Raw genomic sequence first — 24,023 nt, forward strand, 5'->3', positions numbered from 1 at the left:
CAGTCTTACCCCTGCGCCATCAGCGCCTCGATCTCGTCGGCGCGTTTGGGCACGCCGCCGGTCAGCACTTCACAGCCGGTCTCGGTCACCACCACATCATCCTCGATGCGGATGCCGATCCCGCGCCAGCGCGGCTCAACATTTTCATTCTGCGGCGAGACATAGATACCTGGCTCAATGGTCATCACCATACCCGGCTTGAGCGGGCGCCATTTGCCATCCACCTTGTAGTTACCCACATCATGCACATCCATACCGAGCCAGTGGCCGATGCGGTGCATGTAGAATTCGCGGTAGGCACCCGCTTCGATCAGTGCGTCCACCTCGCCTTCCAGCAGGCCGAGTTCGACCAGACCTTCGGTCAGCATACGCACCGACAGGTCGTGCACCTCATTCCAGGGCAGGCCGGGTTTGACCAGTTCGATACAGGCTTCATTGATGCTCAGGGTCAGGTCGTACAGAGCACGCTGCTCTTCGCTGAAACGGCCACTGGCCGGGAAGGTGCGGGTGATATCGCTGGCGTAGCAGTCCACCTCGCAGCCGGCATCGATCAGGATCAGGTCGCCATCCTGCATCTGCGCATCATTTTCGATGTAGTGCAGGATACAGCCGTTGGCGCCGGCGCCGACGATGGGGCTGTAGGCCTGGAAACGCGCACCGGCGCTCATGCAGTGGCTGATGATTTTGCCTTCCAGCTCATACTCGTAACGGCCGGGAGCGGCTAGGCGCATCGCCTCGCAATGCGCCTCGGCGGAGATGGCGGCGGCATGGCGCATCACCGCCAGCTCTTCCTCATCCTTGAACAGGCGCATCTCGTGGATCAGGTTATCCAGCAGTACCAGCTCTTCCGGCGGCTCTGCGCCGAGGCGGGACTTGGCGCGACCGGCGTTGAGCCAGCCCATCACCTGGGAGTCCAGCACCTCGTCGCTACCCACGGCGTAGTAGAGGCGACGAGCACCATCGAGCAGCTCCGGGATACGCTCATCCAGCTCATCGTGATCAAACGCCTCGTCGGCGCCAAAGCGCTCAACACAGCCTTCGGGGCCAGCGCGATAACCGGTCCAGATCTCCATGGCGGGATCGCGGGGCGGACAAAACAGCACCACCTCTCCGGCTTCACGGCCCGGGCGCAGCAACAGCAGCGCGTCAGGCTCGTTAAAGCCGGTCAGGTAGTAAAAATCACTGTTCTGGCGAAACGGAAACTCGGCGTCACGGTTGCGAGTGACCAGGCTGGAACCGGCCACCAGTGCGACGCTGTCTTTCGGCAGCGCATCCAGCAGGCGGCGACGGCGGTTGGCAAAGCATTGCTGACTGATTTTCATGGTAGAGCGCGATCCTTAAAACGGTTTAGTGCAGCGTCGGCGGGGTCTTTTCCGCAGCCTTGGATTCCGATTCCGGCACGCGATTGCACTCGTTGAACATCAGCATCGCCGCCATACGGACATACTCCTGGACCTCCATCAGGTCCGCCTCATCCTCATCGGAATCCACATCGGTATCGGCCGCGATCTGGGCAATCTGCGCCAGGTCCTGCAGCCCTTCCTGCGCTTCCGCCGAGAGTTTCTGGGCTTTCTGGGTATGCAGACCAAAACCACTGAGGAAACCGCTGCACCAGCTACCCAGCGCTTCGGCCCGCTGCGCCAGCATCTGCTCGTCGTCCGGCAGCAGCAGAGCGAAATCAAAGTCATCCGACTCATACTGAGCCAGGGTGCGCTGGTAGAGTTCAATGAGGCCCAGCTTAGTGGTTTCCTGTTTCAGTGCACTGACGTCCATCAGTTCCAGGAACACCCGCAGCAGGGTATCGGCATCAAAGCGGGCGCCGGCGGCCAGCTGGCCAGCCAAAAGTCCATGCAGTTCGGCCGGGGATACGGCCAGGACACCTTCCTCGATCAACAGGTTGGCGACAATATCGAAATCGGGCAGTTCAACTGCGGCATCTTCGCGGGTCATGGTAAGGGTACATTCTGTCGGTCAGAGGGATAGCGGACCGACAGCGCGGCCCGCGGGTAATAGGTAATGCTAGCACCTCAGTGGTTACAGGGCCACGCACGGCGTATCAGTGTTCTACACAGACACGGTCGCGACCCAGGTCCTTGGCGCGATAGAGCGCGTGGTCGGCACGCAGGCTGATACTTTTCTGAGTATCGCCCGGGCGCCAGGCAGCCACACCGATACTGACAGTGCAGACGCCCGCTACAGGGAAGGCATGGGCGCGCACATCATCCGCCAGCCTCAGCGCCAGCTGCTCCGCATCACTCAGACTGGTGCCGGGGCAGATAACCATAAACTCTTCACCACCCCAACGGGCAATGGAATCCTGGTGGCGGCAGCCCCCGGTCAGCACCGCCGCGAAATCGGTCAGCAGTTGATCGCCAACGTCATGACCAAAGCGGTCATTGACCTCCTTGAAGTGGTCGATATCGAGCAGCAGCACCGCAAAGCCCGGGCCGCCCTTTTTGCTCTCTTCCACCTGCCGCTCGAACAGCTGCTCGATAAACAGCCGGTTCTTCAGCCGCGTCAGACGATCGGTGACAGAAAGCTGCTCCAGCATGCGGTTTTTCACCTTGAGCTCTTCATGAGCCTGCTGCAGCTGGTCATTGCTCTCGCGGATACGGTTGTTCAGACGCGCCAGTTTACGGTTCCAGACAAGGATCACTCCCAGCAACAGCGCCGCACCGAAGGATGTCTGCGCCAGCAGGCGGTAATCGGTGCTCTCTTTCAGCGATCCTATCTGCAGCCAGCGGGTGGCGATGGTTTCGCGCTGCTCGTCACTGACCGAGGCCAGTGTCTTGTTCATGATGCGGTTGAGGATCACGTCATCGGCACGCATCGCCATGCGCAGCGCGTAACGCGAATCCAGCTGACCGGAGATTTTCAGTTCGCCGTAGACACGGCGGCTCAACTCCCGCCCCAGTACCGGCAGGCTGTCGACCACACCATAAATTTCACCCTTGTTCAGCGCGGTCAGTGCAGCCTCCAGGCTCTCATAGCCACGCAGGCCCACCCCCGATCCCAGGTCATGCAAAAACTGCTGAACCTCGCCCCCCTCGACCAACCCCAGGGTGCGGCCCTTGAGCTGCTCGAGATCGCTGAAAAACACCTCATCCGGCCCGGTAGCGACCACCAGCGGACTGGTGAACAGCGGCTGGGTAAAAGAGAGGTCCTCGCGCTCTTGCAGCAAGGGCGAGGTAGCCACCAGGTCACAGCGCCGGCTCTCCAGCGCGGCCAACGCCTGCTTGTAACTGTCCGCCGCTTCGATACGGAAGCTGATACCGGAGTTATTCCGCAGAATCTCCAGCAGATCGGCGAATGCGCCGATCTTCTTGCCGTCCTCACCGATATGCTCCAGCGGCAGGTTATCGCGCCGCACGCAGACCTTGACGGCAGTGCGAGACTCCAGCCATTCCAGCTCTTCTCCGCGCAGGTGCACGTAACTGGCCGGGGAAGCGGCACTGGAAAGCCACTTCTGCTGCAGCCCCCTTTTCTCCTCTTCGGTCAGACTGTCCATCGCCCGCTGCAGAATATCGCGCAGCTGCGGCTGATCCTCACGCACCGCGATACGCAACGATAAAGGATCGCCGCCATCGATATTGAGCGTGCTCTGGCTGATCAGACCGGGGACACCATATTTCTGGCTCAGGTGGTCCGCCACCGTCATCAATTCGATGGTGGCATCCGCCGTTCCCGTGCTGACCTTGAGCAGCGAGTCGAGACTGTCGGTGGAGGGAATGACCTTCATACCCGGCTGGCTGCTGAGCCGGTCATACATATAAAAGCCATCCGGCAGCACCAGCGTTTTCTTTTTCAGCTCATCGAAGCTGGCGATTGCAGGCGTCGAATCGCGCCGGTACAACGCCTGCACCTGGCGCACATAGGGACGGGTAAAGTCGAGATAGGTGTCACGCTCTTCGCTGTAGACGATATTCATCATCACATCGAGGCGGCCATCGCGCATCATCTGCAGGTATTCGTCCCAGCTCAGGCCGGACACCATATTAACCTCCAGCCCCACCTTGTCGGCCAGCAGCTGGATCAGGTCAACGGAGTGACCGCGTGGGCGACCGTTCTCAAAAAAGTTGTAGGGCTCGAAGTTGCTTTCGTTGTGCACCCTGATCACTGGGTTCTGCTTGACGAACTCACGCTCGCTTGGCGTGAGCGCCACGGTGCGCGCCTTGCGGATAAAGCCCATCGATGCGCGCCCCATCCAGCGGTCGATCAGCGTCTCCCACTCATCCGCCGTGATCGCATCCATCCCCTTCTGGATAATGGATTGCAGCAGCGGCTGTTCCGGCTGTACACCAAAGCGCAGGTCCTCGCGTCCCACGTTTCGTAGCTGGAACTCACCCGCCACCTTGATGTTCGTATAGGCATTGGTCGACGCGTAGTGATAACCGGAGGTCAGGTTCTGAATGGCGGCGTCGATCTCGCCATAGGCCAGAGCGCTGATCAGCGTGGCGTAATCTTCATATTCGCGGATATCCAGATCCGCCTGGGTGCGCAGTTCACGCAGGTAAAAGATGTTGCGCAGCACACCAACCCGTTTTCCGGACAGGTCGGACAGACCGTTGTAGTCACCAAATTCCTTGCGAGTGAACACCACGGTGGGAATTTCGAAATAGGGAGTCGTGTAAAGAGTGAACGGGGTGCGTTCCGGCTTGAAGGAGATATCGGAGATCGCGTCGATCTGACGCTCTTCCAGCATGCGCAGGTTGTTGGACCATTCGCCGGTGCCGAGTTTTATATCCAGGCCGGTTTTCTGCTCGATAAGCTCGACCAGCTCCGGTACGAAGCCGTGCAGCTCCCCCTTATCAATAAAGGAGAAGGGTACAAAATCGTACATGGCCGCCATAGTGACCGGTTTGCCGGCGGCGACATAAGCGGCTTCTCTATCGGTCAGTACCACCTGGGGATCAGCCGCCAGCACCGAACGCGCCAACAGAGCCCAGAACAGCAGAAGGATGAGGTGTATTCGCGACACTGAATAAACTTTCCCTGTACGATCAAGTAGAACGTTGATTAAACATGCCACCCCCTATCCATCAGAGCAAGCTTAAACAGCGCGGCAATCGGGCCGGACGCCGATTGACCCCCCGGTTAGCGCTGTTTATAGTCGCCCTGACGGGAGTCTCCCCCCGGAGAGCGCCGCTAATGTCACTAAGGCTGGGTCATGTCCGAACACTACTTCAACGCACTGGAACAGAAGATCGATCTGCTGCTGGCCAAGCTCGATCAGTTGGAGCAGGAAAACCGCTATCTACGTGACCAGACCGGCAAGCTACGCGAAGAGCGCGCCCAGCTTCTGCAGTTGCATGACCAGACCCGCAACAAGGTGGAAGGCATGATCTCGCGTCTCAAAGCACTGGAGCAGCAATCATGAGTCAGGACGCACGTACCGTTACCGTAAAGCTTCTCGACAAGGAATACACGATCAGCTGCCCCGATGGCGCTGAAGCCGAACTGCTGGCATCTGCCGACTATCTCGACAGCAAGATGCGGGCGATCAAATCCAGCGGCAAGATCGTCGGCCTCGAGCGTATCGCCGTGATGGCCGCGCTGAACGTCTCCCACGAATTGATCAAGAACAGCGCCGAAAGCCAGCGCAGCCTGGAGATGCAGTTGAAGCGTCTCGGCAGCAAGATCGACCGCTCTCTGGAGCGCGAAGCGCGGGATGTCGGTGACACTTCAAAAGATGACGCCTGAAAAACTCTCATAGTCATTTTTTATCGTTATATTTCAACCGAATAGAGCTCTTGTAGCAAAAGCTTTTAAAATTTCAAGAGCTGACATTCATACCTGTCGCGGTATAATAGAACCACTTCCTGGGGTGTTCGCTAGTCGGTTAAGTCCCTCGAGCCGATAAGCACTACCCAGAGGGTGGAAAGCAGGTGTTGTGTGCATGTCCGGTTACCGGAAAGCCTGATATATCTGCTGACGTCCTCGACCTGAACCTTTGGGTTCAGGGCCACAACCGATGTCGGCATCCTGGGAGGCCCTACCTTGAATAACACTCCAGCTGAAAAACGCGCCCTGCGCCAGCAGATGCGCCACCAGCGTCGCAGTCTGAGCCCGACACAGCAGCGTGAAGCCGCTATCGGTGTACGCAACCGCATCCGCAACCAGCTCTGGTTTCTCCGCGCCCGGCATATTGCGCTCTACCTGCCCAACGATGGGGAGATCGACCCGACTCCGCTGATCAAGCTCTGCTGGAAAATGGGTAAAAAGGTTTATCTGCCGGTACTGCATCCGATCCGTCACAACCGGCTCTGGTTTATCCACTACACCCCAGATACCCGCATGACCCCCAACCGCTTCGGCATCCCCGAGCCGTCACTGCAGAAACATCCGCGACGCCCCGCCTGGGCGATGGATCTGGTGATGCTGCCATTGGTGGCATTCGATGCGGACGGCAACAGGATGGGCATGGGCGGCGGTTTTTACGACCGCACCTTCGGCTACAAACTCAAGGTAAAGGGTATGAAAGGCGCCCGGTTGATCGGGCTCGCGCATGAATTTCAGAGAGTCGGGGAACTACCGGTACAACCCTGGGATGTACCGCTATTCGGAATAGTGACCAACAGGGCGAATTATCTTCGCCATCGATCTGTTTAGCTATTGAACGCCTGCTGTACCAGAGCGGTAAGCTGCAGGTCGGTCTGGGATACGCCGGTCATCAGTGCGCCAACAACAAATACCAGGACCAGAACAAGAACCAGATCGGGACTCTTCTTCATTTGACGGAATGTTCCAAATTTAGAGCTGCCATATAACGAAAGGCGCCAGCTCAGGTGTGACGGGCCTTCCACGAATGTTAACAACTTTGTGACAGTGATCGAGCGCTAGTGTTCCACAGCTGGGGAAAAAATCAACAGATCCGACAAAGAACGGTGGATAAATGTTGGCTTCCTGCCAAAAACATGCGTTTACTCAATAAACTTAATATCACTTCTATAACACTTCAGCCTGACAGCCTGCTTACCCTGTTTCAGGCAAGCAACATAAGAACTAACGGCATAGATAGCAGTGACAGAAGCGTCTGAGTAGTGATGATGTTGGCCATCAGCTCGGCATCGCCGCCGAGCTGACGCGCCAGAATATAAGCCGCGGTGGCCGTGGGCACCGATGCGAAAATCAGCATCACCAGCGACGCAGCCTCCGTTAGACCAAATAGCCTTGCCAGCGCAAAAGCGATCAGCGGACAGATCAGCAGTTTGAACAGGCTCGAAGCGATCACCGCAGGTCCGCTGTGTTTTAGCACCCGCAGATTCAACGCTGCCCCCACCGCCAGCAGGCCCAACGGCAGCGCCATCCCCCCCAGCAGACCAAGTACCGGTTTAACCGGCGCCGGCAATCCAATACCGGAGATATTCAGCGCTATACCCAGCAGACAGGCGAGGATCAGCGGGTTACGTGCCAGAGTTTTCAGCACCCCCTTGAACGTCGGCCGGCTTTCGCCATACCAGGCAAAAACCAGCACACACAGCAGGTTCAACGTCGGAATCATCACCGCGGTCATCACAGCCGCCAGCACCACACCCTGCTCCGGCATCAACGCGGCGCTGACCGCCAGCGCCACATAGGTGTTAAAACGAAGACTGCCCTGGTACACCGAAGTGAACTGGGCGTTGCCCACGCCCAGTAATGGCCTGATCAACAGCACCAGCAGAGACAGAATCAACAGCATGGAGAGCACGGCGGTCACCAGCAGCGATGACTGCACCGAGGCGAGATCGGCCTGACTCAGGCGACTCACCAGCAGCGAGGGGAAAAGCACGAAATAGGTGGCCTTTTCCGCCGGCGGCCAGAAGGCTGCACCGGGGAAATCATACCGTCTTGCCAAGTAGCCGATCACCAGCAGGGCAAAGACCGGCCAGAGGGCCGTGAGAATACCGTCCATTGTTGTTTATACTCTTGGTCAGGATCGGATGCAGAAGCCGACGCAAAATCTGGTGCAGAACCGATGCACAGGTTTTAATACATTCATAACGACAGAAACACACAAAACGACAGGAAGACGCCGCTCACGCGGCCCAACTAGCCTACACGGAGCCCCCTCTAATGACATCTCTGGTAATGAGTTTTATTGGCCGCGATAAACCCGGCCTGGTCGGTCTGCTTTCCAGCACCATCGCCGAGCACCAGGGTAACTGGCTGGAGTCCGGCATGTCCCGTCTCGGAGGACAGTTTGCAGGGGTACTGATTATCCAGGTACCCGCTGAGCAGGAGGAAGCGCTGAGCGCGGCACTGAAGGGCCTGGAAGTCCAGGGCCTGAAGGTCAGCGTCGAACGCAGCGAAGACGCCACCGCCGAGCCTGAGACCCGTGCCGTCACTCTGGATCTGGTCGGCCATGACAAGACCGGCATCGTCCGCGATATCTCCCGCGCGCTGGCGAGCATGCAGATCAACGTACACAAGATGCAGACCGAACTGGTGTCCGGTTCCATGTCCGGCGAGCAGCTATTCAAGGCCAGCGCCGAGCTGCTGGTACCTAGCCCGGTGGACCTGGATGAACTGCAGGACAAACTGGAAGCGATCGCTTCCGATCTGATGGTCGATATCACCCTGGATTGATCGACTCAGCCGGCGCGGCTTATCCACAGACTATCTCAGAGTCGCTGTAGCGCCGGCTCCTCCTGCTCCAACCGCCACAGTAGCGCCATCAACACCGCCCCCAGTGCCACCACACCTGCCGCGATATAAAGCCCGAGGTCATAGTTGCCCAGCTGCTCTGCCAGCGTACCGGTGATCGCCGGGGCCAGTATCTGCGCCAGGCCGTAGGCAAGTGTCATCCGCCCCATCAGTTTGGCAGGCTTGGTGGGATAGAAACGTCCGGCCAGGGTCAGTACCAGCCCTACCGCACCGATAAAGCTGGCCCCGAACAGCACCGCGCCCAACAGAGCCCCGAACAGGCTCGGCGATAACGCCGGCATCAGGATACCCAGCAGTTGCGCCACGTAGGCCAACAACAGCGCCGGCACGTAGGCGATCCGGCGCGCTACCTTGTCCCAGACGATCACCGCCGGCGCCGCCGCCAGTCCCAGCGCCAGGAATACCCAGTTACCGCTGTTCTCCAGCCCCGGTTGCCGCTGCACAATATCCACAATGAAAGTGGCGCTGATCACATATCCCCAGCCGGCACAGAAATAGGCCGCCAGCAGCAGCCGGTTGAAGCTACGGCTCGGCGGTTGATCCACCAGTTGCTCTCCCGCGCGGGTCTTGCCACTGAGGTCGGGCCTTGGCATCCAGCGCCACGCAGGTATCGCCAGCAGCAGCGCTAACAGCGCAAAGCCAATCCACTGCCCGCGCCAATCCAGGTTCAGGGCGCTGAACAACTCCACCACCAATGAGCAGAAGGCGATACCGGCGCCCATGCCGATAAAGTGCACACCCAGTTCGGAGCGATAACCGTGGCGGATCAGCCAATTAAGAATCAGCGCACTGGCCAGCAGCAGGCCACCGGCGGCACTGAAACCTGCAATCAGGCGCAGAATTGACCAGACAAGATAGTTTTCGCTCAATGGCATCACCAGGGTGGTGAGCACAGCCAGCACCAGGCAGAGCCGGTAAAGCTGATCCTTGAGGCGAAGATTGGGAACGGCGGCGGCCGCCAGGGCACCGGCGAGATAACCGATATAGTTGAAACTGGCGAGCCAGCCGCCGCCAGAGGTGTCGAGAAAGGTCTGCTGCAGCATCACCGGCAGCAGCGGCGTGTACGCAAAACGCGCCACGCCGACCGTCACTATCAGGCTGAGTATGCCTGCGCTCAGTACCTTGAGACGCTGATCCATCCCTGTATTCCCCCGAACTGTTTTTATTCTTGTTATCGGGGGATCGGCGGAGCCTTATTTGGCCCTTATTCGCCCCGCGCTGCGATCAGGTCACGCCCCCGGTCGACGGCCGCGCGAACCTGGTCCGGAGCCGTACCGCCGATATGATTACGTGCCGCCACCGAACCTTCCAGTGTCAAAACGTCGAATACATCCTGCTCGATGGTGTCGGAGAACTGCTTGAGTTCATCCAGGCTCATGTCGGACAGGTCCTTCTTGGTTTTGATACCGTAGGCCACGGAAAGGCCGACGATCTCGTGGGCATCACGGAACGCCACGCCCTTGCGCACCAGGTAATCGGCCAGGTCGGTAGCGGTGGAGAAGCCGCGACGGGCCGCTTCACGCATCTCGTCCTTACGGGATTCGATGGCCGGGATCATATCGCCGAACGCACGCAGACAGCCTTTTACGGTATCGACGGTGTCGAACAGCGGTTCCTTGTCTTCCTGGTTGTCCTTGTTGTAGGCCAGCGGCTGGGACTTCATCAGCGTCAGCAGCGCCATCAGATGACCATAAACACGGCCGCTCTTGCCACGCACCAGTTCCGGCACGTCCGGGTTTTTCTTCTGCGGCATGATGGATGAGCCCGTGCAGAAGCGGTCCGGCAGGTTGATGAAGTTGAACTGGGCCGAGGTCCAGAGCACCAGTTCTTCGGACATACGCGTCATGTGCATCAGCAGCAGGCTGGACGCGGCGCAGAACTCGATCCCGAAGTCACGATCAGAGACCGCATCCAGGGAGTTACCCGCCGGTGCGTCGAACTGCAGCAGTTCAGCCGTGTAGGCACGGTCGATCGGATAGGTGGTGCCGGCCAGCGCAGCGGCGCCCAGCGGCATGATGTTGACGCGCTTACGGCAGTCGGCGAAACGCTCGTAATCGCGGCTCAGCATCTCGAACCAGGCCAGCAGGTGGTGACCAAAGGTGACCGGCTGCGCGGTCTGCAGGTGCGTGAAGCCCGGCATGATGGTGTCGGCTTCTTTCTCGGCCAGCTCCAGCAGGCCCTGCTGCAGACGGCTGATCTCGGCCAGTACCAGGTCGATCTCGTCACGCATGTAGAGACGGATATCGGTGGCCACCTGGTCGTTACGGGAACGGCCAGTGTGCAGCTTCTTGCCGGTGATGCCGATCTTCTTGGTCAGCGCCGCTTCGATGTTCATGTGAACATCTTCCAGCGCTACGGACCATTCAAAATCGCCGCGTTCGATCTCTATGCGGATCTCACCGAGGCCGCGGATAATGTCATCGCGCTCTTTTTCGGTCAGTACGCCAACCTTTTCCAGCATACGAGCATGTGCGATCGAGCCCTGGATATCCTGCTTGTAGAGGCGCTGATCGAAGTCCACAGAAGCGGTAAAACGCGCCACAAACGCGTCCGTCGGCTCACTGAAACGACCGCCCCATTGCTGATTGGTCTCTTTGCTCATACCCCTCTACCTCACTGACGCTGAATCGGCCCGCGCTGCGGACCTGTGAATGTCGATGGCGGCATTATACAGGCCTTTGGCGCCTGTTTGGCAGACCGATGATACTCAGCAACGAAAGCGATTCTTTCTCGCCTGCCCCGCTCCCCAGAACATCATTTTATTCTTATTTTGAAACCACTGGTCTCATTATGATTGAATAGACTATCTTGATAACGAGACTTTTAGTCTCACTAAGATAGAAGAGGCCAAAGCCGGCAGCGCCTGCGTCAAGCGACTAACCTTTAGCGGATGCCGCTCACAGGCAGCGTTTGGGTAAAGAGCCAGCGGCTCTACGTTGACTGCTGCGCCCGGCCCGCTTTCACTGAATTCCCGGAGAACGCTCATGAGCAACCGAATTATCCTGCCACGCCTGCTTGAGGTCGGCGCCGGCGCCAGCCAGAAGGCTCCCGAAATCCTCGCCGCGCTGGGCTGCAGCAAACCGCTGATCGTCACCGATCAGATGATGGTGAAGCTGGGCTATGTGGATAAACTCCAGGCGGTGCTCAGCGCAGCTGGCCTCGACAGCGACCTGTTCGCAGATACCCTGCCGGAGCCCACCGAGGCATCGATCATCGCCGGCGTGGATAAGGTCAAAGCGGGCAGCTACGACGCCATTATCGCCCTTGGCGGCGGCAGCCCCATCGATTCCGCCAAGGCGATCTCGATTCTCGGCAAGTTCGGCGGCCAGATGCGCGATTACAAATTCCCCCGCGATGTCAGCGAACAGGGGCTGCCGGTTATTGCCATTCCCACCACCGCCGGTACCGGCTCCGAAGTCACCCGTTTCACCATCATCACCGACGGCGACAAGGACGAGAAGATGCTCTGTGTTGGCCTCGGTTTTATGCCGGCCGCGGCGCTGGTGGATTTTGAGCTGACCCTTTCGGCACCGCCGCGCGTCACCGCCGATACCGGTATCGACGCCCTGACCCACGCCATGGAAGCCTACGTCAGCGCCAAGGCCAATCCCTACAGTGACAGCCAGGCCCTGGCCGCCATGCGCCTGATCGGCCCCAACCTGCGCCGCGCCTATCACACTCCGGATGACCGTGAAGCCCGCGAGGCGATGATGCTGGGCTCGACCCTGGCCGGCGTCGCTTTCTCCGCCGCATCGGTCGCGCTGGTACACGGTATGAGCCGGCCGATAGGCGCCTTTTTCCATGTCCCGCACGGCCTCTCCAACGCCATGCTGCTGCCCACCGTGACCGCCTTCTCACTGGATAGCGCCGCTGAGCGTTATGCGGACTGCGCCCGCGCCATCGGCGCCGCCGAGCATAGCGACGATACCGCCACCGCCAACCGCAAGCTGATCGCCGAACTGCGCGCCTTGAATGCGGAGCTTCAGGTACCCAGCCCCGCCGACTTCGGTATCGACGAAAGCCGTTATTTCGAACTGCGCGAAACCATGGCGGAACAGGCGCTTGCCTCAGGTTCACCCGGCAACAATCCGCGCGTCCCCAGCGTTGCGGAGCTGGTCGAGCTTTACACCGCTGTCTGGAACCAGCAATAAGACCAGGCACTCTTAACTGCGATCAGTGGCGGCCCGCTCATCCGCCACTGACGTTCCAGGACCTGCTCAGCCGCCAAAGGTATACTCTGCGTCAAATCCCTAATAACGAATAACTAACGACGGACAGACAGCTACCCCATGACCAATACTCGCCGCGAGAAGGGATCCTCGATTCTGCGTGTGCTCGAAATCGTAGAAGCGGTCGCCAGCGCCAGCAAACCCATGACCCCCACGGAGCTCGCCAAGGAACTCGATATCCCCAAGGCTACCGGCCATCGGCTGATCCAGACCCTGGAGGCCGAGGGCTTCCTGCAGACCAACATGCGCGGCTTTGTCATCCCCGGCGCACGCCTGCATCAGACCGCCCTGGGGATCATCTATGCCGGCCGCTACAAGGCGCAGCGCCGCGCCATTCTTGAAGACCTGTCCCGTAAGATCGGTGAAACCTGCGGCCTGGCGATCCCCGACGGTACCGAGATGCTCTACTTCGACCGCATCCAGACCAACTGGCCCCTGCAGATCAACCTGCCGATCGGCAGCCATACGCCAACCTGGTGCACCGCCAGCGGTAAGCTTTACCTCTCCAGCCTGACCCAAAGCCAGCGCCAGCTGATGATCGAAAAGCTGCCGGTGCAGCAGTACTCGCGCAATACCCTGACCGACCCGGGCGAACTGCTGGATGAGCTTGCCCATACCGACGAACAGCAACTGGCTGTGGATAACGAAGAGTTCATCGACGGCATGGTCGCGGTCGCGGTGCCGATCAAGGATGAAAACGAGCGGCTGCTGGCCTGCCTGTTCACTCATGCTCCGGTGATCCGCTGTACCCTGGAAGACCTGCTGAAGTTCGAGCCCCTGCTGCGCGAAGCAGCGCGGCAGCTGGAACAGGTGATCCGCGGGCCGCTGCAGAGCTGAGGCGTATCAGTCAATCCACAGTGCGCTTTCTGTTACACTGCCCGCCATTCCATTGCATTTAAATTGCCACCCGGTGAGGCCAAGCCTCCTGACAAGGATTCACCCATGAGCAGAACCATCCGCATCGCCACCCGCCGCAGCCTGCTTGCCCTCTGGCAGGCCGAATACGTCAAGGCAGAACTGGAGCGCATCCACCCCGGTATCCAGGTGGAGCTGCTGAAGATCGAGTCCAAAGGTGACAAGATTCTCGATACGCCGCTGGCGAAGATCGGCGGCAAGGGGCTGTTCGTCAAGGAACTGGAAAACGCCATGCTCGATGGCGAAGCGGATATCGCCGTGCACTCCATGAAGGATGTGCCGATGGAGTTTCCGGCGGGACTCGGCCTGGCGGTCATCTGCCCGCGGGAAAACCCCACCGACGCCTTCGTCAGCAACAGCTACAACCACCTGGACGAGCTGCCGGAAGGCGCCGTTGTCGGCACCTCTTCACTGCGCCGTGAAGTGCAGCTGCGTGAGCGCCGTCCGGATCTGCAGGTCAAATTCCTGCGCGGCAACGTGCAGACCCGCCTCGGCAAACTGGATAACGGCGACTACGACGCCATCATCCTCGCCACCGCAGGCCTGATGCGCCTGGAGCTGAACGAGCGCATCCGCTACGAAATGCCGGCCGAAGAGAGCCTGCCCGCCGGCGGCCAGGGTGCGGTCGGTATCGAATGCCGCAGCGACGATCAGGAACTGATCGACCTGATCATGCCGCTGCACCACACCGAGACCGCTTACCGTGTGCTCGCTGAGCGCGCCATGAACCGTCGCCTTGAAGGCGGCTGCCAGGTGCCGATCGGCTGCTACGCCACCCTCAACGACGATATCAGCGAAATTTGGCTGCGCGGCCTGGTAGGACGCCCCGACGGTACCCTGGTGCTGCGCGACGAGATCCGCGGCCCGGTGGATCAGGCGGAACAGCTCGGTATCACCCTGGCGGAGCGACTGCTCAACGCCGGTGCGGCTCAGATTCTGCAAGAGGTGTATGCCGAGCGTGGCTGAACAGACGCTGGCGGGGCTGCGGGTGCTGGTCACCCGCCCGGCTCATCAGGCTGAGGGGCTGATCGATACGCTGCAAAAGCAGGGCGCTGAACCTGTCCCCTTCCCGCTGCTTGAGATCGCACCGATCGATGAAAGCGACCGGAGCGCCTTCAACCTGATCAAGGCGCGCATTCTCGATCTCGATCTTTACGCCGGGGTTATCTTTGTCAGCCCCAACGCAGCCCGTATCGGCGAGCAGTGGATCGATGCCTACTGGCCGCAGCTGCCGCTGGGGATAGACTGGCTGGCGATCGGCGCCGGCACCGCTGCGACCCTGTCGCAGCTCGGTATCCCCGCTTACCATGTGGCCAACGGCTTCGATTCAGAAGCCCTGCTGGCCGACCCGCTGCTCGCTGATGTGAGCGAAAAACGCTTTCTGATCCTGCGTGGAGAAGGCGGTCGTGAGCTGCTCGCCGAGACACTCAAGTCACGCGGCGCCACAGTAGACTACGCTGACCTGTACAGGCGTGTCTGTCCAAGCTACAGCCAGGCGCAAATCAAAAGTACTATTTATGCACAGCGTTTATCCGTTATTCTGATAACCAGCGGCATGGCTCTGGATAACCTGCTGGAACTTGCAGGAGCAGAGTCGGATCTACTTGAAACAGCATTGATCGTTCCGAGCCGGCGGATTGCCGATCTCGCCAGTGCCCGGGGCTTTACACGAATCAGGATAGCGGACGGACCGGATGACTCGTCCATGATCCGCGCATTAAGACCTGCCGACTGACTGGAATCTAAGGTATGAACGATACCCGCAAGCCCGAGGAGCAAACCTCGGCAACCGAGTCAAAAAGCGAAGAACAGATCAGCGCCGTGGACTCTACCGGCGCCAGCGACTCCTCCTCTGAAAAGACCACGAATTCAGCACCTCCATCATCCACAGACAGCAGCAAGGCCGCGGATAACCACGCTGCCAGCAGCGCTGCGTCTGCTGGCGATGCTGGAGCTTCAGGCACCCAGCCACCGGCCAGTGAGCCGAAAAAGCCGGCCACCTGGCCCGGCAAACTGGCGTTGCTGCTGTCGGTGATATCCCTTGGGGGCGTCGGTTACCTGTGTTGGCAGGGTTGGGAGCTCAAACAGAGCACCACCAGCTCCCAGGGCGCCATCGCCCAGCAGGTCGAAACCGAACTGGCCAATACCCGCGCCCAGATCGCCGATCGCGTCAGCGGTGTCAGCGAGACCCTCGGCGCACTGAAAAGCCAGGCCGAATCCGACAAACAGAATATCGCCCAACTGCAGCAGCGCCTGACCGATGCCATCAAACAGGTCAACGCCACCCGGGAAACTTCCCGCGAGGACTTCCTGCTGGCGGAAGCGGAATACCTGCTGCGCCTGGCCAACCAGCGCGTACTGATGGAGCAGACCGCCACCGGCGCGCTGACGCTGCTGAAGTCGACAGACCAAATCCTGCGTGAAAGCGACGATGTGGCGCTCTACCCGGTGCGTGAAGCCCTGGCCCAGGATATCGCCGCGCTGGAAGCGGTGCCGAGCCTGGATACGGAAGGCATCTACCTGCAGCTGGCGGCCCTGAGCAGCCAGGTGGATAACCTGCGCGTCACACCGATCACCGATAAGCGCAAGCTGCCCGCCATGCTCGAAGAGATCACACCGGAATCGGTGGAGAAGAGTTGGACCGAAGGCGCAGCCGCCGCCTGGGGCAAGGCGGTGGACAAGTTTGAGAAGCTGGTGGTGATTCAGCACCGGGATGAACCGGTAGAACCGCTGATGTCACCGGAACAGACCTACTACCTGCAGCAGAACCTGCACCTGATGCTCGAGCAGGCGCAACTGGCGCTGCTGCAGCGCAAGCAAGAGGCGTTCGACGCCAGCCTGGTCAAGGCCGCCGACTGGGTAGGCACCTACTTCGACGACAAGGACGCCACTACCCAGTCACTGCTGCGCGCTTTCGCCGAGCTGCAGGAGATCAACGTTGCCCCCGAACTGCCGGACATCTCAGGCTCGCTCAAGGCCCTCAAGGCGCACCTGAGTGAGATGGCACGTCTGAAACAGGAGGCGAACCGATGAAACGCTTCTTCATCATCCTGCTGCTGTTGCTGCTGGCCGGCGCCTGGCTCGGTCAGCTGATGGTGCAGGATCCGGGCTACGTGCTGCTCGCCTACAAGGAAACCACGGTCGAAACCAGCCTCTGGGTACTGCTGCTGATGGCGATCATCGCCTTCGCGGTGCTGCACACCCTGATCAACCTGATCGGCCGCGCCCGTCTGCCTGCGCAGCGGGTACGCAACTGGCGCGGGCGCCGTAACCAGAAGATTGCACAGAGCAAGACACTGAAAGGCCTGATGGCGCTGTCCGAAGGTAACTGGTGGAAGGCCCAGCGCTTCCTGACCCAGGCCGCCGAGCGCAGCGAACAGCCGCTGATCAACTACCTGGCCGCTGCCAAGGCCGCCCATGAACAGGGCGAAACCAACGCCGCGGACAACCTGCTGCAGAAAGCCCGTGAAGCCACACCGAAAGCGGAAGTGGCGGTGGGCATCGTGCAGGCACAGATCCAGCTTTCCCGCGGACAGAACGAGCCGGCACTGGCGACCCTGCTGCACCTGAAGCGCCTGGCACCGAAACACAGTTACGTGCTCAAACTGCTGAAAGAAGCCTATGTGCGCCTCAATGACTGGTCCGGTCTGACCCATCTGATGCATGACCTGCGCCGCCACCAGGTGCTGCCGGAGCAGCAACTGCGTGACCTGGAAACCCGTGCCGCACGCCACCTGCTGACGCAGAGCCTGAGCAGCCAGCCAGCCGAAGCGGACAGCAAAACCCGCCTCCAGGCCGTGGCTCACACCTGGCAGGAACTCCCGGCCAACTGCACCCATGACCCGGCCCTGATCCAGCAGTATATCGGCCTGATGGTCGAAGCAGGCAGCGCCGACGAAGCCGAGAAGATGCTGCGCGAGCAGCTGAAGAAACAGTGGGATGAGGAGCTGGTGGCACTGTACGGCCGTATTACCAGCAGCACTCCGCACAAGCAGCTGGATACCGCCCGCGCCTGGCTTAAGAAGCACGACGCGAGCGCTGCGCTGGAGCTGACCCTGGGCCGTCTGTCGATGCAGAACGAGCACTGGGGCGCAGCGATCAAGCATTTCGAGCAAAGCATCGAGCTGCAGCCCAGCGCCGAAGCCTACGCCGAGCTCAGCCGTCTACTCAGCCACCTGGGCGAGAAGGAGCGCGCCGGCGAGATCTCTGCCCTGGGCTTTGACCTGGTCAATGGCAAGCTACCTGCTCTGCCGCTGCCGACGGAAACCGCCCGGCCGGATATGGACGAAACCAAGCCCAAGCTCTGATGTCTGTAACTCAAGCAGATTATTAGTTACAGGTATCCGCTGCGGGTATTGAAACCTGAACACCGGGCCCCAGATTACTGGGGCCTTCAATTTTTTAGAGGACCGTAAAAGAGATGCTGGAACGTCAGTTCGAACGTCTGATGTACCTGTCGCGCTGGATCCTGGCGCCGATTTATCTGGGACTGAGCCTGGCGTTGATCGCCCTGGGCATCAAGTTCTTCATGGAACTGGCCCATCTGCTGCCGCATATCGGCGAGATCGCTGAAACCGAGCTGGTGCTGGTGATCCTGTCGCTGATCGACCTGACCCTGGTGGGCGGTCTGCTGGTGATGGTGATGTTCTCCGGCTACGAGAACTTCGTCTCCCGGATCGACCTGGACGAGGGCTCGGAGAAACTGAGCTGGCTGGGCACACTGGATACCAACAGCCTGAAAAACAAGGTCGCCGCCTCCATCGTGGCGATCTCGTCGATCCACCTGCTGAAGGTTTTCATGAATGCGCAGAATATCGAAAACGACAAACTGCTCTGGTACGTGCTCATCCACCTGACGTTTGTGGTTTCCGCCTTCGCCATGGGCCTGCTCGACAAGCTGACCAAGAAGTCGTACTGATCACCTTGATCAGTACCCACAAAAAAGGGCTCAAACGAGCCCTTTTTTGATGCCGTGGTTTCGCCTTCAGCGACCTACGTTTTTCATTCGCGCGGGTTCGACGATCTCGATCCAGTAACCATCAGGATCCTTAATAAAGGCCACATCCTTCATTTTGCCCTGCTCCGGGCGCTTCACATACTCCACCTCGTTGGCATCGAACCAGGCGATCGCCGCATCCAGATCCGGCACGGTGAAGCAGATATGACCAAAGCCCTGCGGCTCGGCATTTCCGTTGTGGTAGCTGAAGCCCTCCTGGGTTTCGGTACCCCAGTTGTGGGTCAGCTCCAGCAGGCCACGCTGGCTGAAGGTCCAGGCGGTGCGCTCACCTATCTCCTCCGGGATCACCTCGTCATCATCCAGACGACCGAGGAAGTAAAGCGAGAAACTCATCTCCTCGAAGTCCAGCTTGCGCAGCAGGCGCATGCCGAAAACACGGGTATAAAACGCCAGCGATACCGCCGGATCCTTCACCCTCAGCATGCTGTGATTAAGGCGGAAGCCCTGCGCCTCTGGGGCGGGCTGTTCCACTCCGGGTACCTGTTCACCTGCAAAACTCATACATATCTCCTTTAGTGGATGCCTTTGAATCTGTGCGTCCCCCCAGCTACAGGAGGAACGCCTTGGAAAATCGAACGCCTCTGTGCGTCAGTTACACCTCGCCCCGGCTCATCAGCTCGGCGATATGGCCGGCCTGGCGGATCGCCAGCGTAACGATGGTCAACGTCGGATTTTCCGCCGCCGAGCTGGTGAACTGGCTGCCGTCCGAAATAAAGAGGTTGGGTACATCATGGGTACGACCGAAGGCATTACAAACCCCATCGGCCGCTTTTTCGCTCATACGGCAGGTACCCAGGTTGTGCGTTGACGGATAGGGCGGAACCTCATAGGTTTCAAGGGCACCCACCGACCGATAGAGCGCAGCCCCCTGCTTGAAGCCATGATCACGCATCGCCAGGTCATTGGGGTGATCGTCATAATGCACGTTCGGTACCGGCAGACCGTGCTGGTCTTTCAGTTCGCCATGCAGCGTGATGCGGTTGCTCTCCTGCGGCATGTCCTCACCAACGATCCACATGCCGGCCATGTTTTCGTACTGATCCATGGCGTGGGTGAACTGCTCGCCCCAGGCACCGGGATCAAGAAACGCCGCCATGAACGGTAATCCCAGCGACAGGGTTTCCATCTCGTAGCCACCGACAAAGCCGCGGCTCGGATCGTGCTTAGCCTCGTTTGAGATCAGCCCCGCCATGGTGGTGCCGCGATACATATGCACCGGCTTGTCGAAGGTGGCGTACACCGAGCCTGTGGTATGGCGCATATAGTTGCGACCCACCTGCCCCGAGCTGTTGGCCATCCCCTGCGGGAACAGGCTGGAGGCCGAGTTCAACAGCAGGCGCGGCGTCTCGATGGAGTTACCCGCTACGGCGACAAGACGCGCCTTCTGTCGCTGCAACTGACCCGAGGCATCGAAGTAGGTGACACCGGTGGCCTTGCCCTGGGCATCATGTTCGATCTGCGCCACGTGGCAATCGGTACGCAGTTCCATATGACCTGTCTTCGCCGCGGCGGGCAGCTCGGTATAGAGCGTCGACCACTTGGCGCCAAAGCGGCAGCCCTGGAAACAGAATCCGCGCTGCTGGCAACCGGGGCGGCCGTCGCGGGTTTCACTGTTAATCGCCATATGGCCCGTGGTGCAGGCATAACCCATCTTCTCGGCGCCGGCATGCATCACCTTGAAGTTGTTGTTACCGGGTAACCCCTTGTTGCCGTTGGTCCGGGTTACGCCCATCTTTTTCTCGGCCTGAATGTAAAAAGGTTCGAGATCCTCGTAACCGATCGGCCAATCCAGCAGATTGGCGCCTGCCACCTCGCCGTAATGGCTTTTCGCGCTGAACTCGTGAGGCTGAAAGCGCAGACTGGCGCCGGCCCAGTGCACCGTGGTGCCACCCACGGTCTTGCAGATCCAGGTGGGCAGGTTGGGAAAATCCTTGGCGATACGCCAGTCACCGCTGGTGGTGCGGTTATCCAGCCAGGAAAGCTGGCTGAAAGCAGGCCACTCATCGGCGTGAAAATCGAGACGGTCGTTAAAACTGCCGGCCTCAAGAACCACCACGTCGATCCCCTTCTGGGCCAGCTCATTGGCCAGGGTACCGCCGCCGGCGCCGGAGCCGATGATGACGACAACGCTGGCGTCATCCTGGTCAAACCTTGCGTAATTTTCGAATACAGACATAGGGTTTACTCCTCAATCCTGGCTCAGGCGTTGTTATTTTTATTAGCGACCCCGGGCGGTAGCGGGCCCGAGTCCGGCTGCCCCGGATCCGGTAACCAGGTCAGGTCGTTAAACCCCCGCAACAGGTAGCCGCCATCCCCATCCGAGCCCTGATAACCGAAATGGGCATAGGCCAGAGGGTTGTCATACAGCGCCACGACCGCGGTGGAGCGGATCTTTTCAAAGAAGGGATTGAGGCTGGTGCGTACTGCTCTGGCACTGGCGGCCCTCGCCGTCTTATCCAGCGCCAGCCAGTCACCGCCGGCACTTCGGTTCAGCATCGAGACACCTTCGATCAGCAGGGTATAGACGCCGGGATCGCTATCGATCTGCTTGTCCAGAGCCTTCACCACCAGGGCGTACACGGCATCTTCAAGATCCCGATGCGGAAACAGCTGACGGGTAAAACCAAGCAGGACCTCGCCCTCAGCGGTGCTGAGATGGTTCGTGGTCACGGCCCAGCTGCGGCTTGGGGCAAGCAACGCAATGGCTCCACCGGACATTGCCAGCGTGCCGACCAGCGCACCACCACCCGCCTTCAGGAAGGTGCGCCTGGAAAGATTCTTCGATGACATGGCTTTCTCCTGACACGGACAGCACCGCTGCCCGATCATCTTATTGTTGTTGTCGGACTTTATGCCGGTTAGCATCAGGGACGAGTCTAGGCGGAGTTAACGGGCCGCGGGTATTAGTGGAGTACTACATTGAATATTCCACCCTGAGCCGCCCAGCCTGACTCAGCCCGTCAGGGCGCCATGGTTTGGCCAACAAAAACAAAGAGGGAGAACAACCATGTGCAGAGTTTATGCGTCGACCACACCGGACCGTTACGAGTGTGTCACCCGTTCCGTAAGACTGCAGGGCTGTGTCACCAGCGTCAGGCTGGAAAACGAGTTCTGGGATATTCTGGAAGAGCTGGCCGCCGAGCAGGATCTATCCGCCGGGCAGTTCATCAGCCAGCTGTATACCGAAGTGATCGAAGAACGCGGTGAGGTTGGCAATCTGGCCTCGCTGTTGCGCGTCGCCTGTGCGATCTACCTGAACAACAAAGCCAGCGCTGCCACCGGCGGCTTCGCCGAGCCTTTGCTGCCCAAGGCCGCCGTCGCCGGCTGAGCGGTTTCAGCGTTTCCAGGCGTAGGGCATCAGTTCCAGCTCCAGATCGCTGGCGGCGTAGGCCGCACAGAGCCTCAGCAGGGGTGCATCCCCGCCCGCCTGAATCTGCAGCGCCGGATAGCGCTGAGTCACCGCACCGGCGATCAGACGCGCCTCACAGATCTCACAGACGCCGTTGCGACAGGCATGCCGTACCGGCACACCCGCCTGCTCGAGGGCTGAGAGCAGTGTTTCACCACTGCCAGCCTGAATCACCTGCTCGACGCCCTGCACACGGATCTGCCAGCGCACGGCGTCAGGCTGTTCAGCCATTACCGAGAATATCCAGCTCATCCCAGAGGCTGTCGACGCGATCCTTCACCGCCTGGTCCATCTCGATCGGAACGCCCCACTCACGGTCGGTCTCGCCTGGCCATTTGTTGGTGGCGTCCATTCCCATCTTCGAACCTAGGCCCGATACCGGCGAGGCAAAGTCGAGGTAGTCGATCGGGGTGTTTTCTACCAGCAGCGTATCCCGGGCCGGATCCATGCGGGTGGTGATCGCCCAGATCACGTCTTTCCAGTCGCGGGCATTCACATCATCATCGCAGACAATCACGAACTTGGTGTACATGAACTGGCGCAGGAAGGACCAGACACCAAACATCACGCGCTTGGCGTGGCCCGGGTACTGCTTCTTCATGGTCACCACCGCCATGCGGTAGGAGCAACCCTCCGGCGGCAGGTAGAAGTCGACGATCTCCGGGAACTGCTTGCGCAGGATCGGCACGAACACTTCGTTCAGGGCCAGCCCCAGCACCGCCGGTTCATCGGGCGGACGGCCCGTGTAGGTACTGTGATAGATCGGCACTTCACGCTGGGTGATCCGCTCCACGGTAAACACCGGGAACTGGTCCACCTCGTTGTAATAGCCGGTATGGTCGCCAAAGGGACCTTCATCGGCCATCTCGCCGGGATAGATAAACCCTTCGAGAATGATCTCAGCGCTAGCCGGCACCTGCAGATCGCTGCCGATGCACTTCACCACCTCGGTCTTGCCGCCGCGCAGCAGGCCGGCAAAGGCGTATTCCGACAGAGTATCGGGAACCGGAGTCACGGCACCCAGAATAGTCGCCGGATCAGCACCCAGTGCCACGGCTACAGGGAAAGGCTCACCGGGATGCTGCTGCTGCCACTCGCGAAAATCCAGCGCGCCGCCACGATGGGATAGCCAGCGCATGATCAGCTTGTTGCGACCGATCAGCTGCTGACGATAGATACCCAGGTTCTGGCGTGGCTTTTCCGGGCCACGGGTTACCACCAGCGGCCAGGTCACCAGGGGACCTGCATCGCCGGGCCAGCAGGTCTGGATCGGGATACGGTTCAGATCAACGTCATCCCCTTCGATCACCGTGTGCTGACAGGGCGCATTCTTGACCACTTTCGGCCCCATATTCAGCACCTGCTTGTACAGCGGCAGCTTTTCCCAGGCATCTTTCATACCGCGGGGCGGTTCCGGCTCTTTCAGCTGAGACAGGGTTTCACCTACCTGCCGCAGCGCCTCGACGGACTCTTCACCCATGCCGAGGGCAACCCGCTCCGGCGTACCGAACAGGTTTGTCAGCACCGGGTAGTCATAGCCCTTGGGGTTTTCGAACAGCAGCGCCGGGCCGCCGGCCCGTAGTGTGCGATCGCTGATTTCGGTCATCTCCAGGTAGGGATCGACCTCGGTGCGGATACGTTTGAGCTCTCCGCGCGACTCCAGCATCTTGATAAAGTCGCGCAGATCCTTGTACTTGGGGCTAGTCATCAGCTTGGATACCTTCTGCTGAGTTCCAGTTTATCGGTTACAGGCCCGATCGAGGGGCATAAAAAAGGGCGAGTAGTGAAGCGCTCTTCAGGCTTCTCT

The 24,023-nt window shown here is 59.9% G+C and carries 24 protein-coding genes and 1 other RNA gene; 13 read left to right on the forward strand and 12 right to left on the reverse strand.

Features of this window, described 5'->3' with window-relative positions; translation table 11 throughout:
* Nucleotides 1-5: 5 nt before the first annotated feature.
* From pepP to C4S72_RS18620, 3 genes are all read right to left on the reverse strand, one after another.
* Nucleotides 6-1,322: a Xaa-Pro aminopeptidase gene (pepP, locus tag C4S72_RS18610; RefSeq protein ID WP_104004677.1), complete on the reverse strand. Its 1,317-nt coding sequence runs from the start codon at nt 1,320-1,322 to the stop codon at nt 6-8.
* Between the two features lie 25 nt (nt 1,323-1,347).
* Nucleotides 1,348-1,950: a UPF0149 family protein gene (locus C4S72_RS18615; protein ID WP_104004678.1), complete on the reverse strand. Its 603-nt coding sequence runs from the start codon at nt 1,948-1,950 to the stop codon at nt 1,348-1,350.
* Nucleotides 1,951-2,056: 106 nt separating this feature from the next.
* Complete coding sequence (locus C4S72_RS18620; RefSeq protein WP_104004679.1) at nt 2,057-4,978, reverse strand: transporter substrate-binding domain-containing diguanylate cyclase; 2,922 nt, start codon at nt 4,976-4,978, stop codon at nt 2,057-2,059.
* Between the two features lie 189 nt (nt 4,979-5,167).
* Between C4S72_RS18620 and C4S72_RS18625 the strand changes: the two genes are divergently transcribed.
* From C4S72_RS18625 to C4S72_RS18640, 4 genes are all read left to right on the forward strand, one after another.
* A complete protein-coding gene (locus tag C4S72_RS18625; RefSeq protein WP_104004680.1) occupies nt 5,168-5,377 on the forward strand; it encodes a TIGR02449 family protein in 210 nt (69 codons plus the stop codon).
* Nucleotides 5,374-5,700 (forward strand): cell division protein ZapA, encoded by a 327-nt coding sequence (locus C4S72_RS18630; RefSeq protein WP_104004681.1) that lies wholly within the window; start codon nt 5,374-5,376, stop codon nt 5,698-5,700. The genes C4S72_RS18625 and C4S72_RS18630 overlap by 4 nt, the downstream gene beginning before the upstream one ends.
* Before the next feature lie 113 nt (nt 5,701-5,813).
* A non-coding RNA gene (gene ssrS / locus C4S72_RS18635) (6S RNA) lies at nt 5,814-5,993 on the forward strand.
* Between the two features lie 4 nt (nt 5,994-5,997).
* Nucleotides 5,998-6,609 (forward strand): 5-formyltetrahydrofolate cyclo-ligase, encoded by a 612-nt coding sequence (locus tag C4S72_RS18640; RefSeq protein WP_268807719.1) that lies wholly within the window; start codon nt 5,998-6,000, stop codon nt 6,607-6,609.
* Here C4S72_RS18640 and C4S72_RS26135 read toward each other — a convergent pair.
* A complete protein-coding gene (locus C4S72_RS26135) occupies nt 6,606-6,731 on the reverse strand; it encodes a hypothetical protein (protein ID WP_268807720.1) in 126 nt (41 codons plus the stop codon). The two genes, C4S72_RS18640 and C4S72_RS26135, sit on opposite strands and share 4 nt — an antisense overlap.
* 251 nt (nt 6,732-6,982) lie before the next feature.
* Nucleotides 6,983-7,894: an AEC family transporter gene (locus C4S72_RS18645; RefSeq protein WP_104004682.1), complete on the reverse strand. Its 912-nt coding sequence runs from the start codon at nt 7,892-7,894 to the stop codon at nt 6,983-6,985.
* Nucleotides 7,895-8,055: 161 nt separating this feature from the next.
* Here C4S72_RS18645 and C4S72_RS18650 point away from each other — a divergent pair, with 161 nt between their 5' ends.
* Nucleotides 8,056-8,568 carry a glycine cleavage system protein R gene (locus C4S72_RS18650; protein WP_104004683.1) on the forward strand — a complete coding sequence of 171 codons (513 nt, stop codon included), beginning with the start codon at nt 8,056-8,058 and terminating at the stop codon, nt 8,566-8,568.
* A 35-nt stretch (nt 8,569-8,603) separates the two neighbouring features.
* Here C4S72_RS18650 and C4S72_RS18655 read toward each other — a convergent pair whose 3' ends face one another.
* Both C4S72_RS18655 and argH read right to left on the reverse strand, forming a co-directional pair.
* A complete protein-coding gene (locus C4S72_RS18655) occupies nt 8,604-9,785 on the reverse strand; it encodes a YbfB/YjiJ family MFS transporter (RefSeq protein ID WP_104004684.1) in 1,182 nt (393 codons plus the stop codon).
* A 65-nt stretch (nt 9,786-9,850) separates the two neighbouring features.
* Nucleotides 9,851-11,248 carry an argininosuccinate lyase gene (gene argH, locus C4S72_RS18660; RefSeq protein WP_104004685.1) on the reverse strand — a complete coding sequence of 466 codons (1,398 nt, stop codon included), beginning with the start codon at nt 11,246-11,248 and terminating at the stop codon, nt 9,851-9,853.
* 382 nt (nt 11,249-11,630) lie between these two features.
* Here argH and C4S72_RS18665 point away from each other — a divergent pair, with 382 nt between their 5' ends.
* From C4S72_RS18665 to C4S72_RS18695, 7 genes are all read left to right on the forward strand, one after another.
* Nucleotides 11,631-12,797, forward strand: coding sequence for an iron-containing alcohol dehydrogenase (locus tag C4S72_RS18665; protein ID WP_104004686.1), 1,167 nt, complete (start codon nt 11,631-11,633; stop codon nt 12,795-12,797).
* A gap of 138 nt (nt 12,798-12,935) precedes the next feature.
* A complete protein-coding gene (locus tag C4S72_RS18670; protein WP_104004687.1) occupies nt 12,936-13,712 on the forward strand; it encodes an IclR family transcriptional regulator in 777 nt (258 codons plus the stop codon).
* A gap of 105 nt (nt 13,713-13,817) precedes the next feature.
* The gene (hemC, locus tag C4S72_RS18675) at nt 13,818-14,756 is read left to right on the forward strand and encodes a hydroxymethylbilane synthase (RefSeq protein WP_104004688.1); all 939 of its coding nucleotides are present in this window, start codon (nt 13,818-13,820) and stop codon (nt 14,754-14,756) included.
* Nucleotides 14,740-15,525 (forward strand): uroporphyrinogen-III synthase, encoded by a 786-nt coding sequence (locus tag C4S72_RS18680; protein ID WP_104004689.1) that lies wholly within the window; start codon nt 14,740-14,742, stop codon nt 15,523-15,525. The genes hemC and C4S72_RS18680 overlap by 17 nt, the downstream gene beginning before the upstream one ends.
* Before the next feature lie 14 nt (nt 15,526-15,539).
* Complete coding sequence (locus tag C4S72_RS18685; RefSeq protein WP_104004690.1) at nt 15,540-16,823, forward strand: uroporphyrinogen-III C-methyltransferase; 1,284 nt, start codon at nt 15,540-15,542, stop codon at nt 16,821-16,823.
* Entirely contained in the window at nt 16,820-18,097 is a 1,278-nt protein-coding gene (locus C4S72_RS18690; protein ID WP_104004691.1) for a heme biosynthesis HemY N-terminal domain-containing protein, read from the forward strand. Before C4S72_RS18685 ends, C4S72_RS18690 begins: the two co-directional genes overlap by 4 nt.
* A 113-nt stretch (nt 18,098-18,210) precedes the next feature.
* Entirely contained in the window at nt 18,211-18,708 is a 498-nt protein-coding gene (locus C4S72_RS18695; protein ID WP_235009191.1) for a TIGR00645 family protein, read from the forward strand.
* A 66-nt stretch (nt 18,709-18,774) separates the two neighbouring features.
* Here C4S72_RS18695 and gloA read toward each other — a convergent pair whose 3' ends face one another.
* The 3 genes from gloA to C4S72_RS18710 form a co-directional block, all read right to left on the reverse strand.
* The gene (gene gloA, locus C4S72_RS18700; protein WP_104004692.1) at nt 18,775-19,308 is read right to left on the reverse strand and encodes a lactoylglutathione lyase; all 534 of its coding nucleotides are present in this window, start codon (nt 19,306-19,308) and stop codon (nt 18,775-18,777) included.
* Between the two features lie 91 nt (nt 19,309-19,399).
* Nucleotides 19,400-20,983, reverse strand: a complete 1,584-nt coding sequence (locus tag C4S72_RS18705; RefSeq protein ID WP_104004693.1) for a GMC family oxidoreductase — start codon at nt 20,981-20,983, stop codon at nt 19,400-19,402.
* Between the two features lie 23 nt (nt 20,984-21,006).
* Nucleotides 21,007-21,597 (reverse strand): tat (twin-arginine translocation) pathway signal sequence, encoded by a 591-nt coding sequence (locus tag C4S72_RS18710; protein ID WP_235009192.1) that lies wholly within the window; start codon nt 21,595-21,597, stop codon nt 21,007-21,009.
* Between the two features lie 217 nt (nt 21,598-21,814).
* On the opposite strand from C4S72_RS18710, the gene C4S72_RS18715 reads away from it, so the two are divergent.
* Entirely contained in the window at nt 21,815-22,135 is a 321-nt protein-coding gene (locus C4S72_RS18715; protein ID WP_104004695.1) for a ribbon-helix-helix domain-containing protein, read from the forward strand.
* Between the two features lie 6 nt (nt 22,136-22,141).
* Here the strand turns inward: C4S72_RS18715 and C4S72_RS18720 are convergent, their stop codons facing one another.
* The gene (locus C4S72_RS18720) at nt 22,142-22,447 is read right to left on the reverse strand and encodes a 2Fe-2S iron-sulfur cluster-binding protein (protein ID WP_104004696.1); all 306 of its coding nucleotides are present in this window, start codon (nt 22,445-22,447) and stop codon (nt 22,142-22,144) included.
* Complete coding sequence (ubiD, locus tag C4S72_RS18725) at nt 22,440-23,924, reverse strand: 4-hydroxy-3-polyprenylbenzoate decarboxylase (RefSeq protein ID WP_104004697.1); 1,485 nt, start codon at nt 23,922-23,924, stop codon at nt 22,440-22,442. Before ubiD ends, C4S72_RS18720 begins: the two co-directional genes overlap by 8 nt.
* Between the last annotated feature and the right edge of the window lie 99 nt (nt 23,925-24,023).

The organism is Marinobacterium lutimaris, from assembly GCF_900108065.1.
Classification (GTDB): domain Bacteria; phylum Pseudomonadota; class Gammaproteobacteria; order Pseudomonadales; family Balneatricaceae; genus Marinobacterium_D; species Marinobacterium_D lutimaris.